The sequence below is a fragment of the Kitasatospora sp. NPDC043950 genome, assembly GCF_056435345.1.
Window position 1 is genome coordinate 95812 of record NZ_JBWKER010000011.1, and the last position, 12552, is coordinate 108363.

At 74.3% G+C, this 12552-nt stretch carries 12 protein-coding genes; 5 read left to right on the plus strand and 7 right to left on the minus strand.

Annotation, left to right across the window (positions count from 1 at the left end; translation table 11 throughout):
• Positions 1 to 12 precede the first annotated feature (12 nt).
• Positions 13 to 480: an MFS transporter gene (locus tag AC07BF_RS10140; RefSeq protein WP_478333202.1), complete on the plus strand. Its 468-nt coding sequence runs from the start codon at positions 13 to 15 to the stop codon at positions 478 to 480.
• A gap of 94 nt (positions 481 to 574) precedes the next feature.
• On the opposite strand, the gene AC07BF_RS10145 is transcribed toward AC07BF_RS10140, so the two are convergent.
• From AC07BF_RS10145 to AC07BF_RS10165, 5 genes are all read right to left on the minus strand, one after another.
• Positions 575 to 2212 carry a M4 family metallopeptidase gene (locus AC07BF_RS10145; protein ID WP_478333203.1) on the minus strand — a complete coding sequence of 546 codons (1638 nt, stop codon included), beginning with the start codon at positions 2210 to 2212 and terminating at the stop codon, positions 575 to 577.
• Positions 2213 to 3095: 883 nt separating this feature from the next.
• Positions 3096 to 3398 carry a glutaredoxin domain-containing protein gene (locus AC07BF_RS10150; RefSeq protein ID WP_363616659.1) on the minus strand — a complete coding sequence of 101 codons (303 nt, stop codon included), beginning with the start codon at positions 3396 to 3398 and terminating at the stop codon, positions 3096 to 3098.
• Positions 3395 to 5512 (minus strand): serine/threonine-protein kinase, encoded by a 2118-nt coding sequence (locus tag AC07BF_RS10155; RefSeq protein WP_400984324.1) that lies wholly within the window; start codon positions 5510 to 5512, stop codon positions 3395 to 3397. Before AC07BF_RS10155 ends, AC07BF_RS10150 begins: the two co-directional genes overlap by 4 nt.
• Positions 5513 to 5627: 115 nt before the next feature.
• Complete coding sequence (locus AC07BF_RS10160; RefSeq protein WP_400804925.1) at positions 5628 to 6506, minus strand: alpha/beta fold hydrolase; 879 nt, start codon at positions 6504 to 6506, stop codon at positions 5628 to 5630.
• 418 nt (positions 6507 to 6924) lie between these two features.
• Positions 6925 to 7683, minus strand: coding sequence for a dienelactone hydrolase family protein (locus AC07BF_RS10165; RefSeq protein ID WP_363579366.1), 759 nt, complete (start codon positions 7681 to 7683; stop codon positions 6925 to 6927).
• A 105-nt stretch (positions 7684 to 7788) separates the two neighbouring features.
• Between AC07BF_RS10165 and AC07BF_RS10170 the strand changes: the two genes are divergently transcribed.
• Positions 7789 to 8163, plus strand: a complete 375-nt coding sequence (locus AC07BF_RS10170; RefSeq protein WP_400984321.1) for a DUF6191 domain-containing protein — start codon at positions 7789 to 7791, stop codon at positions 8161 to 8163.
• Here AC07BF_RS10170 and AC07BF_RS10175 read toward each other — a convergent pair.
• Both AC07BF_RS10175 and AC07BF_RS10180 read right to left on the minus strand, forming a co-directional pair.
• Positions 8124 to 8525 (minus strand): VOC family protein, encoded by a 402-nt coding sequence (locus AC07BF_RS10175; protein ID WP_363579370.1) that lies wholly within the window; start codon positions 8523 to 8525, stop codon positions 8124 to 8126. The genes AC07BF_RS10170 and AC07BF_RS10175 overlap by 40 nt on opposite strands.
• Positions 8526 to 8627: 102 nt before the next feature.
• Positions 8628 to 9428 carry a (2Fe-2S)-binding protein gene (locus AC07BF_RS10180; RefSeq protein WP_400984319.1) on the minus strand — a complete coding sequence of 267 codons (801 nt, stop codon included), beginning with the start codon at positions 9426 to 9428 and terminating at the stop codon, positions 8628 to 8630.
• A 274-nt stretch (positions 9429 to 9702) separates the two neighbouring features.
• Between AC07BF_RS10180 and AC07BF_RS10185 the strand changes: the two genes are divergently transcribed.
• From AC07BF_RS10185 to AC07BF_RS10195, 3 genes are read left to right on the plus strand one after another with little or no spacing between them, the layout of a single operon-like run.
• The gene (locus tag AC07BF_RS10185) at positions 9703 to 10668 is read left to right on the plus strand and encodes a FecCD family ABC transporter permease (RefSeq protein ID WP_363579658.1); all 966 of its coding nucleotides are present in this window, start codon (positions 9703 to 9705) and stop codon (positions 10666 to 10668) included.
• Complete coding sequence (locus AC07BF_RS10190) at positions 10665 to 11699, plus strand: FecCD family ABC transporter permease (RefSeq protein ID WP_400804917.1); 1035 nt, start codon at positions 10665 to 10667, stop codon at positions 11697 to 11699. The genes AC07BF_RS10185 and AC07BF_RS10190 overlap by 4 nt, the downstream gene beginning before the upstream one ends.
• Positions 11699 to 12541 (plus strand): ABC transporter ATP-binding protein, encoded by an 843-nt coding sequence (locus AC07BF_RS10195; protein ID WP_363579374.1) that lies wholly within the window; start codon positions 11699 to 11701, stop codon positions 12539 to 12541. The genes AC07BF_RS10190 and AC07BF_RS10195 overlap by 1 nt, the downstream gene beginning before the upstream one ends.
• Positions 12542 to 12552 lie beyond the last annotated feature (11 nt).

Sequence of the window (12552 nt, forward strand, 5' to 3'; positions counted from 1 at the left end):
CGGCTGCTCACCGTGCCCTACGTCCTGCTGCTGGCCGGGATGGCGCTGCTGTTCGCCGCCTCCGGCGTCCTGCTCGTCTCCACCGGGAGCCTGTGGAGCCTGACCGTTGCCGTGGGCCTCCTCGGGGTGGCGGTCGCACCACAGATGATCACGATGTTCGGCCTGGCCGAGCGGACGGTGCCGGCCGTCCGGCTGGGCGAGGCGATGGCTGCGCTGGTCAGCGCGCTGATCCTGGCGCAATCGGCCGGCACCTTCCTGGGCGGCTGGGCGACCACGCACTTCGCGCCCGCCGCGCCGTTCGCGATCACCGCGGCCACGGCGGCGGCGGCCTTGCTGCTCGCCGCGTGCACCGCGACCGAACAGCGCTACCGCCGCCGCACTCCGACCGCTCCGACCGACGGTGGGACTGACGGTGGGACTGACGGTTCCGGCGTCCAACCCCGCATCGCTGCGCCCGCGCGCCGCGCCCCGCGCACATGACGGCGGGGGCGACGGTGGTCCGCACACCGTCGCCCCCGCCGTGCGGCCCCGCCCGCCGGCACCCACGGTTCGGCAGGGCCCACTCAGGCGGTCGTCAGTTGACGTTGACCGCCGTCCAGGTGGCCGCGACCGCGTTGTACTCGGCGCTGCCGTTGCCGTACAGGTCCGCCGCCGCGCTGAGGGTGCCCGCCCGGGCGCCCGCGTAGTCGGTGGTGGAGGTGAAGTAGACGGTCAGCGCGCGGTACCAGATCTGCGCGGCCTTGTCCCGGCCGATGCCCGCGAGCGAGGAGCCGTCGGCCGTCGGGCTGTTGTAGTCGAACCCGTTGATGCTCTTCGCGCCGCTGCCCTCCGACAGCAGGTAGAAGAAGTGGTTGGCCACGCCCGACGAGTAGTGCACGTCGAGGTTGCCCACGCCGGCGGACCAGGAGTCGGCGGACTGGCCGTCCTTGCTGGGCTGGTCCATGTAGCGCAGCGGGGTGCCGTTGCCGTTCAGGTTGATCAGCTCGCCGATCCAGTAGTTCGGCGGGTTGGAGGGCAGGTTGGCGTACCACTCGACCATCGTGCCCATGATGTCGGAGGTGGCCTCGTTGAGGCCACCGGACTCACCTGAGTAGTTGAGGTTCGCCGTGGCGGCGGTGACGCCGTGGCTCATCTCGTGGCCGGCCACGTCGATCTCGGTGAGCGGGGCGGCGTCGCCGTTGCCGTCGCCGTAGGACATGCAGAAGCAGCTGTCGTCCCAGAAGGCGTTGACGTAGTTGGAGCCGTAGTGGACGCGGCTCGCGGCGCCGACACCGTCGTTGCGGATGCCGTTGCGGCCGAAGGCGCTCTTGTAGAAGTCCCACGTGGTGGCCGCGCCGAACTGGGCGTCCACGGCGGCGGATTCGCGGTTGGAGGCGGTGCCGTCGCCGAAGTTGTTGGAGGTGTTGGCGAACAGCGAGCCGTTGCCGGCGGTTCCGTTGCTCATGTCGCTGGTGGACTGGCCGCCGCGGCTGTCGTCCTTCAGCGAGTAGCTGGAGCCGCTCTGCGCGGTGGTGAGCGGCACCTGGCCGACGAAGACGCCCTTGCCGGTGCCGGCGGCGGTCTGGATCTTCTCGTGGGTGGACAGCACCTTGCCGGTGGCGGCGTCGGTGACGAGCACCTGGTTGCTCGGGGTGCCGTCGGCGCGCACGCCCTCGACGGTGGTCCGGTAGGCCAGGCGCGGGTTGCCGTCGGTCGCCCAGACGACCAGTTCGGCCTTGCCGGTCTGGTGCACGTCGGCCAGCGGGGACTCGTCGGCGTCGAGGGTGACCCCGACGGTGGCCTTGACCGCGCCGGTGGCCTGCGTGGCGGCCTGGTCGGCCGGGATCTGCGGGGTCAGGCTCGGCAGCGCGAGCTTGGCGGAGACCGCCTTGTCGACCGACTTGACCGAGCCGTTGGCCTTCTGGTGGACGACCAGGTCGCCGCCGAGCACCGGCAGGCCGGCGTAGGTGCGCTCGAAGCGCAGGTGCCGGGTGCCGTCCTTGTCCACCACGGCGTCCTTGGCGACGAGCCGCTCCTTCTCGCCGAGGGCGAGGGCCTTGGCGAGCGGGCCGGACTGGCCGCCGGCCAGCGCGAGCACGGCCGCGTGCTGGTGGTCGGCCTGGGCCTGGAGGCCGGCGACGGGGCTGGCCTGGGCGGCGGTGCTCACCTGGATCACACCGGTCAGCAGGGCGGTGGCCGACAGTACGGCGACAGCTGCGAGCTTTCGCTTCACGTGCGAGTCCTTCCGGGAAACCGCGTGTGGACGCGGTCGCGCCGCGTTCCGGGGGCCGGGGTCGGCACCTGTGGGGCGGAAATGGGCGCTGACGTGCTGAAACCCCGAGCGGTCGAGCGGCGAGCCACCAAGGGGTGGGGGTGGGGGCTACCGCCGGGGCTGTCCAGAAGCATGACAATCCAGCAGGTGAATTGACAGGTCTACTTCAGCGATTGGCCAGGTCCCGCCAGCTCGCCAAGGCCCTCAAGCGGTGGGCAAAACGGGGCAATTCACCGCGCCTTGCAGTGGGTTCCCACCCGAACCACGCCCGACCGCCTGCACCGATGTCCGATCGACCGTCGAACGCCGATTCGGCGCGCGGAGCCGAGCGGGCCGGAATCGACTTTTACATCCCTGTAGAACTTCCAATACGGAATCTTGACATCCGCTTGGCGAGGTCCCGCCACCTGCCACCCTTGCCCGCCGCCGGGTCATCTGCTAGCGCCACCGGGCCTCGTGTTCGCCCGACTCCTCAGCGCAGTCGGCGAGTTGGGCTCGACACTTGAGGGCGCACCGGAGCCGGGGAGACCCCGTGTCCCACAACGGCCCCTCCTCCACCGGCATCTGCGATGACGCCCGGTTCCCGCGGCGCCCCGCTCGCCCGCCCCCGACTCTCGGGCGACCCGCCCGTACGGACACCCGGGCCGGGTCGGCACACGCGCTCAACCGCCGCCCGCGCCGGGCCCGTCCGGTCGCAGAAGCGGCAGCGGCAGCGGCAGCGGCAGCGGCAGCGGCAGCGGCAGCGGCAACGGCAACGGCAACGGCAACGGCAACGGCAACGGCAACGGCGGGATCGGGATCTGGACCGGGAGAGCGAAGGGGTACCACTCCTCGCCCGGACCGGTCAGCGAGGCCTCCCCGGGAGCACGTCCGGCGCGTACTCCCGCACTGCGGCGAGCAGTTGGCGGATCGACGGGTTCACCATCGGCCGCCCGGCCACGGTGACGGTCGGCACGGTCTCGTTGCCGTCCGCGACCGAGCGGACGAAGGCGGCGGCGTCCGGGTCCTTCCAGATGTTCACCATGGTGAACCGCCGGCTGTAGCGCAGGCGGGTGAAGAGCAGCGCCAGGCGCAGGTTCATGCAGAACGTGCACAGCGGCCGCCAGTAGAGGACCACACCGTCGTCGGCTCCGCCGGTCGCTGTCACTGGAACCGCCATTCCTGGGCCGTGTTGCCGGGGGTGCAGGTCACCATGGTGACCGCGTTCCCCGGGCCGTTGTCGGTCATGCAGCGCTGGTTCTGGTAGTCGGCCAGCGTGTAGGAGCCCTGGGCGGATCCGCTGCGCACCGTCCAGTTGGTCAGGAAGCTGAAGCCTCCGCTCAGGGCGACCTTGCCGTCCATGGTCTGGACGAGCAGCGGCCCGCCGCTGTTGCAGGCGTTGAAACTGATCCAGGAACCGGGGTCGGTCGCCCGCACCCAGCCGTACTGGGACGCGCCGCCGACCACGATCGGGTTGTCGCCGCTCAGTTCGTCGCGGGCCATCCCGATCGGGCGGCCGTCCTTCACGTTGACGATGGTGGTCCAGGAGGTGCCGCCGCACGACGGCGGCCGGGTGGGGGTCTGCGGAGCCGGCGGGTTGCCGCCGCCCGAGGGCGAACCGCCGCCGGACGGGGAGCCGCCCCCGGCGGGGGAGCCACCGGCCGCGTTCTGGGCCGGGGGCTGCGGGTTGGGATTGGGATTGGGGTTGGCGGGCTGGTTGGCGGTGCCGCCCCCGCCGCCGGACTGGTTGGATTGGCCGCCCGAAGCGCCGCCGCCACCGGCCGCGTTTCCGCCGCCCGCCGCGCCCGCGCCGGCACCTCGGCCCGCCGCGCCTCCGTTGCCGCCCGGCGCGGGGGCCGGGACGGGCGCGCCCGGCTGGTTCGGGGTGCTCGGCTGCTGGTCGGCGGCCGGGGCCGCGACCGGGGTGTCGGAGGGTGTCGGCGTGGCGGGCGGCGTCGCGGCCGGGGCCGCCGGGGTGCCCGCGACCGGGGTCACCGGGGCCGTCACGACGACGGTCGGCTGGGCGGCGGGCGGCTCGGCCGCGTCCGACCGGCCGGGGCCGCGGTCCACCAGCAGGACGGTCGCCGTGCCCATCGAGATGACCACGGGGACGATCACCGGCACCAGCAGTGCGCGCCGCGACCGGCGCTTGCCCGGCTCGGTCACCGGCTGCGGCCCCACCTTGGCGACCTCGTCCTCGTCCGGCACGGGGCCACCCGACGCCGGGCGCTCGCCTGACGCGGGCTGGTCGGCGCCGTCCGCGACCGGCACCAGGGCACCGGCCTTCGCCGCACCGGCGCCCCCGGCCACCCCACCCCCGGCCCCTTCACCCGCAGCCGCTCCCCCGGCCGCCGCCCTGAGGTCGACCGTCCCGGTGTCGGCCGGGGCGCCGGCCGCACCCGCCGCAGCGCCCGCGTCCTTCGCGCCGATCGCCGCCCGGGCCGCGGCCGCCATCTCGGCGGCGTCGGCGAACCGGTCCTCCGGCTTCTTCTCCAGTGCCTTCGCGACCAGCTCGCGGACCGCCGCCGGGAAGGCCCCCGGCAGCTCCGGCGCCGGCTGGCGGACGTGCTTGAGCGCGACCTCCAACACGCTCTCGCCGACGAACGGCGGCTTCCCGGTGAGCAGTTCGAAGCAGACCACGCCGATCGAGTAGAGGTCGGAGGCCGGCCCGGTGCCCGTACCCTCGGCCTGTTCGGGGGCCATGTAGAGGGCGGTGCCGACGATCGCGTGCGAGGCGGTGATCTTGGTACTGGCGATCGCCCGGGCGATGCCGAAGTCGGTGATGGTCACCCGGCCGTCCGTGCGCACCATCAGGTTGGACGGCTTGATGTCCCGGTGCACGATCTCCCGGCGGTGGGCGGCGTGCAGGCCGTCCAGCGCGGCGGCGACCAGACCGAGGGCGCGCTCGGGAGGCATCGGGCCCTCCTCGGCGAGCACCCGGTCCAACGGCCGGCCGTCGACCAGCTCCATGACGATGTAGGCGCAGCGGTCCCCGGCGTCACCGCCCTCGCCGCCCTCCCGGCCCTCGGCACCGCCGCCGCTCTCACCGTAGTCGTGGACGTCCACGACGGCCGGGTGGTCGATCGCGGCGACCAGCTGGGCCTCCCGGCGGAAGCGCTGGATGAAAGTGTCGTCCTCGAACAGCGCCGAGTGCAGGATCTTGACAGCCACCGGCCGCGCCAGCACCGTGTCGTCGGCCCGCCAGACCGTACCCATCCCCCCGCCGCCGATCCGCTCGACCAGCGTGTACCGCCCGCCGAGCACGGCGCCCGGACCCCTCATACTCCCGCCCCCATGTGTCATGACCCTCCCCAGCGGGCCGTTCGGCCCCCAGTGTGCCAGAGGGGGTCGAACGGTCAGCAGGCGCTGTCCGGCCAGCGGTTGAGGGCCGCCGCCGTCAGCTGTCCCGGCCCTGCCGGGCGTGCTCGACCACCTCCAGGACGGCGGCGGCGACGGCCTGCGGGTGGTCGGCGTGGACGTGGTGGCCGGCGCCGCGCACCACGATGTGCGACCCCTTGGCCGCGCCGGCGACGACGTGTGACTGGAGGACGGTCCAGCGGGCGCGCATCGCCCCCGGCAGGCCGTCGGTCGCGCTCAGCACCGTCACCGGCACGTCGGGCAGCCGCGCGGCCGCGCGCCGCCGCCGGAGCTCGGAGACCGCGAGGACCGTCAGCCGGTTCTCGTCGAGGACGGTCCGCCGCTGGTGGCGATGCGCCTCGACGGCCGCCTCGGCCCTCGCGACGGCTCCCCCGGCACGGCGTGCGGCGGGCGTCATGGCCGCCCGGAGCAGCCCCAGCCGCAACAGGACGGCCTCGGCCGCGCGGATGGCCGGTGGCTGGAACTCCTCGTGCGCCGGATCCACCAGGACCAGGCCGGCCACCAGTTCCGGGTGCCGCCAGGCGAGGAGTTGGGCCAGCTGGCCGCCCCAGCTGTGCCCGACCAGGATGGCCGGGCCGGCGCCGAGGTGCTCCACCAGGGCAGCCAGGTCCCCGGTCGGGGACTCCAGCGAAGGACCGGAGACGCGAGCGGGGTCACTGGCACCGAGCCCGGCCCGGTCGTACGCCACGACCCGGCTGTGCGCGGCCAGTTCGGACAGCACCGGCGCCCAGGTCAGCGACGAGGTGCCGCAGCCCGCGAGCAGGACCACCGGCGGGCCGCCGCGCCCCGCCTCCACCCAGCGCAATGCCCGCCCGTCACGGTCGAGTTCGCCCTGCCGGACCCCGCCGGGGACGCTCTCGGCCAGCGCCTGCGCGATGGCGTCCTGCACATCCCGCATGGCCCGCGTGCCCCGTACTACCTGTACGCCCCCCATGCCCCGTGCGCCCTGCGTGTCCCGCGTGCCCCACGGTTCCTGCGCGTTCTGCCTGTTCTCCGTCTTCTGCACGTTCGGTTCCCCCCTGGATCCGTCCGCCCGGTCCCGGCCTGTGGTACCGGGTGACGCGGGTTCGTTGCTCACCACTGCCACGAGTCCCGGGTGCCTCCCCGACGCCCGGCGGGTCGGCCCCCGGCCGGGCCCGGACTCGCTGTCAGGCACCAGACCATGACGGCCCGGCTCCACGCAAACCCGAACACCTCGCGTCCGTTGTGTGACCGGAGGACGAAGAGGAGGCGCTGTGGCGTGAGGCCGTCACCGGCCCGCGCCCGCACGGCCCAGGCCGGGGCGGCGTCGCTGGCCGCCCCGGCCCTCCGGCGGCTCAGGCCGACAGGGTCCGCTTGAACAGGTCGAGCAGCGCCTCCCAGTGGCGCGCGTCGGCGACGGCGTCGTAGCGGGTGGTGTCGGCCTGGGTGTAGCCGTGCGGGGCACCCTGGTAGACCTCCTCCCGGTGGCGGACACCGGCGGCGGCGAGGGCCCCGGCGAGCCGTTCGATCTGCTCGGCGGGCATGGACGGATCCTCGTCGGCGTGGCCGAAGTACACCTCGGCGGTGATCCGGGAGGCGCCCAGGTGCGGACTGTCCGGCGCCTCGGTGGCGAGGCTGCCGCCGTGGAAACCGGCCATGGCCGCGATCCGGTCGGGGTGGCTGGCGGCCGTCCGCAGGGCGAGCACCGCGCCGCGGCAGTAGCCGGTGAGGCCGACCGGGCCGTCCTCGACGAGCGGGGAATCGGCGAGCCAGCGCAGGTAGGCGTCCGCGTCGCGGGCGGTCACCTCGGGGGTGAGGGTGGCGAGCAGCGGGCCGATCTGCTTGAAGATCGCCGGGTCCTTCTCCAGGTCGATCAGCGGCGGCAGTTCGACGACCGGCGCGCGGCCGTTCCGGTAGTAGGCGTTGGGGACCAGCACGGCGTACCCGGCCCGGGCGAGCCGGTCGGCCATGTCCTTCAGCTGGGGTCGGAGCCCGAAGGCATCCATATAGAGGATGACGCCGGGGTGGGCCCGCCCGTCGTCGGGACGGGCGAGGTAGGCATCGGCGGTGCCGTCCGCCGTCGGGATGTCCACGGTGGTTCCGCGCACGGTCATGGTGAGGGGTCTCCTTCGGTTCGCGCGGCAGGGTAGCGGGTGGACGCCGCCACCGGCGCGGCGCCCTCGGGGAACACGGGTGCGGCCGACCGGCGTTGGGCGTACATGGGTGTGATCGTAGACGTGGCGTGCGTGGCGGCGGCGGTGATCGGGCTGATGCTCCTGATCGCGTGGCAGATCCGGGGCGAGTCGTCGGGGCGTTGGCGGCGCGGCGGCGGGAGCACCGGGATTGGCCTGGGCGGCGGGCTGGAGGAGTTGCAGGCGCTGTTCAGCCCGGGCAAGCGGGTGCAGGTCGAACAACGGCGGGAACAGCTGACGCTGCGGGACGACGCCCAGGTCGGAGCGCCGCCGCACTTCGGCGTGGACCTGGACCGGGGCGTGGCGGTGCTGCGCGGCAGGGACGGGGCGGGCGGCGAGACCGAACGGGGTCGGACAGGCGGTCAGGCTCCCCAGCCACGGGAGCAGAGCACCAGCCGGTAGCCGTCCGGGTCGGATATCGTCACGCCGAACTCCTCCCAGTAGGGGTTGTGGGCCCGGACCGGGGTGCCGCCGGCGGCCTCCAGCCGGGCGACCAGGGCGTCGTCCACCGGCGCACCGAGGTAGACGACGAACAGGTCGTCGACCGTCGGGGTGGGCTCCAGCGGGTTCTCCGGGTCGTGGGTGAGTTCGAAGTGCCAGGCTCCGCCGGGCGGACCGACCATCAGCAGGTCGTGCTCGCCGGACACCCGCTCGGTGGTGCGCCACAGCACGTCGAGGCCGAGGCCGCCGACGTAGAAGCGCTCGGCCGCCGCGAGGTCGCGCGAGGGCCGGGCGATGCGAACCCGCGTCGTCGAATCGATCATGGCCGCGACCCTAGCCGATACCACTGACAACGAACCGTCCCCGACGGTTCCCCCACACAATCCCGTCCGCGGATCCCCGACGGCGATCCGCGGACGGACCCCTCAGAACCGGCGCAGCCGTTCCTCGTCGCCGGTGCGCGGGCAGGTCAGGCATGCGGCGGCCTCGGGCTTGACGGCGTAGTAGAGGCAGCAGCCGAGCCGGGTACGGGTGTGGTGGCCGCGCCCGTCGGGGGTGTGCAGGCGGCGGAAGTCGGCGGCGCCGGGCAGCGGGAGGGTGCCGCCGGGCAGCACCGCCCCGGCGGCGACGACGGCGGCGTCCTCCTCGCCGAGCATCCGGCCGAGGTACCAGACGGCGGAGGCGAGGTCGTCCGTCACCATGCCCCAGAGCGCGCGGTCGCGGCGCCGGCTGGGGGCGGCGAAGGCAGCGAGTACCGGCTCCACGTGGGCGACCACGGCGGCCCGCAGTTCGGCGCGGAGTTCGTCGTCGCCGGGGAGGGTGACGTGGCCGCGCGGGCGCAGCGCGAGGTCCCCGGTGGGGGCGTGCAGCCAGAGGTCGGCGGGGTCGACGAGGGGTACTTTCCGGGCGAGGTGCCAGGGGCCCGCGATGAGCAGGCACGCGGACCAGACGTAGTGGTGCAGCAGTCTGGAGGCGGTGACGTGCGGGCGGGGGGCGCGGCCGTGCTCGGCGGCGATGCGCTCCTCCTCGCCGGCCAGAACGGCGGCCAGGGCCCGTTCGTCGGCGGCGAGTTCGGCCCCCGAGTACCAGCCGTCGGCGGCACGGGGGTCGGGCTCTTCGGCGCCGAGCAGGCGCAGCTCCAGCACCGGGCAGAGTTCGCGCAGGCGCCGGTAGTCGCCGGGCAGGGTGGACGTCGGCGCGACGGGCAGGGGTGTTCCGGGGATCATCGGCGCTCCGTGGATCGACTCCGCATGATCGAATAAGGTGAGGCTCACCTTACAATGCCCCAGGAAGTGCACCACCCGGGGCCGGGCTGGGCGGCGCGACACCCGCGACACCTGGGCGGGGTGACGCCGCGGCGAACGGCCCGACATCGGACCAGGCGACCCGAGATTGACGAACTTAGGCAAACCTAACCTAAGATGTCGACTCGTGTTGAGAACCGACCCGCCGGCCACCACGGCCCCGGCGACGCCTCGATCGTCTGCGGTCCAGCGGCCCCTGCTGCTGGTCGCCGGTGTGGGCGCGCTCGTGCTGTGTGCCGCGCTGAGCCTCGCGCTCGGCTCCCGATCCATCCCGCTGTCCACCGTGGCCGACGCGCTCACCGGGGCCGCCCACGGCGGCGACGCCGATGTGGTGACGGGCCTTCGCCTGCCGCGAACGGTGATCGGACTGGCCGTCGGGGCCGCGCTCGGCGTCGCCGGGGCGGTCGCCCAGGGCGTCACCCGCAACCCGCTCGCCTCCCCGGTCACCCTCGGCGTCAACGCCGGCGCGAGTCTCGCCGTGGTCGCCGCGATCTACGCGCTGGACCTCACCCGGCCCGTCGAGTACGTCTGGTTCGCCTTCGCCGGGGCGGCCGTCGCCGCGGTCGCCGCGTACGCGATGTCCCGGCGCGGCGGCGACCTCGACCCGGTCCGGCTCGCGCTCGGCGGCACCGTGCTCACCGTGGTGCTCACCTCCTGGACCTCCGCGCTGATGCTGGCCAGTCACCGCACCCTGGACGAGGCCCGGTTCTGGTTGGCCGGCTCGATCGGCGGGCGGCAGCTGGACACCCTCACCCCCGTGCTGCCGTTCCTGGTGCTCGGCCTGCTGGGCGCGTTCGCGATCTCGCCCGCCCTCAACGCGCTGGCCCTCGGCGACGAGACCGCCCAGTCGCTCGGCGTGCCGGTGGCCCGGATCCGACTGGCCGGAGGGCTGGCCGTTGTCCTGCTCGCGGGCAGTGCGGTGGCCGTCGCCGGGCCGGTGGCGTTCATCGGACTGGCCGCGCCGCACCTGGTCCGCCCGCTGCTCGGCAACGACCACCGCTGGCTGCTGCCGGGCTGCCTGATCGCCGGTCCGCTGCTGCTGCTCGCCGCCGACGTGCTCGGACGGCTCGTGGTGCGCCCCTCCGAGATCGAGGTCGGCATCGTGACCGCCTTCCTCGGCGCGCCGCTTCTCGCCGTACTGGCCCGGAAGGTGGCCCGGTGACCGCGCTCGCCGTACCCGTCGGCACGCTCGCCCGCCGCCGGGCCCGCACCGCCGTGTGGTCGGCGCTGGCCGCCGTCGTCCTGGTGGTGCTGACGGGCGTCGCGCTCGGCACCGGACAGGTGAGCCTGTCCGGATGGGACGCGCTGCGCGCCCTGGTCGGGCAGGGCGAACCCGGAAACGTCCTGGTGGTGCAGCAGTTCCGGGCGCCCAGGGTGGTGTCGGCGCTGATCGCCGGGGCCGGGCTGGCGATGGCCGGCTCGATGCTCCAGCGGCTCTTCCGCAACCCGCTGGCCTCCCCCGACACCATCGGTGTCACCGGCGGCGCGTCCTTCGGCGCGGTGCTGATGCTCGCCACCGGCGCCTCCCAGCAGCTGATCCCGCTGGCCGCGCTCGGCGGCGGACTGCTGGCGGCGCTGCTGCTCGGCGGCCTCGCCTGGCGGTCGAAGATGGCCGTCACCCGGCTGGTGCTGGTCGGCCTGGCGGTGCAGCAGGGCCTCGCCGCCGCCGTGAACCTGATGATCGTACGGTTCCCGGCCGAGCTGGCCTCCTCCGCGATGCAGTGGACCACCGGCTCGCTCTACGGCCGCAACTGGACCGAGGTGTGGATCGGCGGCACCGCCATCGCGCTGACCGCCCTGGCCGTGCTGCTCTGCCAGCGGCGGATCGCGGTCCTCGACCTCGGCGACGACTCGGCCGGCGGCCTCGGCCTCAACCCCGGCCGGGACCGGCTCTGGCTGCTGCTGCTCGGCATCACCCTCGCCTCGCTGGCCGCCGCCCTCACCGGCCCGGTCGCGTTCGTCGCGCTCGCCGTACCGCACCTGGTCCGGCTGCTCGCCGGGCCGCCCACCCTCGGCACGCTCGGACTCACCGCGCTCACCGGCGCCGTCCTGCTGCTGTCCGCCGACCTCCTCGTGCTCCACGTGATCCCCGTCCACGGCCTGCCGGTCGGTGCCGTCACCGCCACGCTCGGCGCGCCCTGGCTCCTGGCGCTGATGATCCGCCAGGGCCGGCCTCCCCAGAGGAGCAACTGATGACGCCCACGACGACCGTCGAGTCCGTCACCACCACCGCCAACCGGCTCGCCGCGCACGGCCTCGACCTGCGCTACGGCGACCGCACGATCGTCGACGGGCTCGACCTCGAACTGCCCGGCGGCGCCGTCACCGCCATCGTCGGGCCCAACGCCTGCGGCAAGTCGACCCTGCTGCGCGGACTGGTCCGGCTGCTCGACCCCGCCGCCGGCACCGTCACCCTGGACGGCTCCGACATCCACCGGATGTCCGCCCGGGCCCTCGCCAAGCGGATGGGCCTGCTGCCGCAGCAGCCCGTCACCCCCGAGGCGATCACCGTCGAGGCACTGGTACGGCTCGGCCGGTACCCGCACCAGCGGATGCTCAGCCCGTGGTCCAAGACCGACCAGGCCGCCGTCGAGGACGCCCTCGCCCGGACCGGCACCGCCGAACTGCGCGAGCAGCAGGTCGACCGGCTCTCCGGCGGACAACGCCAACGCGCCTGGATCGCGCTCGCACTCGCCCAGGACACCGAGCTGCTGCTGCTCGACGAGCCGACCACCTTCCTCGACCTGCGCCACCAGCTCGACGTCCTCGACCTGGTCGCCGACCTGCACGCCGAGGCCGGACGCACCGTCGTCATGGTGCTGCACGACCTCGGGCAGGCCGCCCGGTACGCCGACCACCTGGTGGTGCTCAAGGACGGGCGGCTCGCCGCCGCCGGACCGCCCGCCGAGGTCCTCACCGCCGACCTGGTCGAGGCCGTGTTCCAGGTGCCGTGCCGGGTGGTGCCCGACCCGGAGACCGGCACGCCGCTGGTCGTCCCCCGGGCGCGGACCCGGCCGCGCGCCGCCGACCGCTGACCACTGCCCCC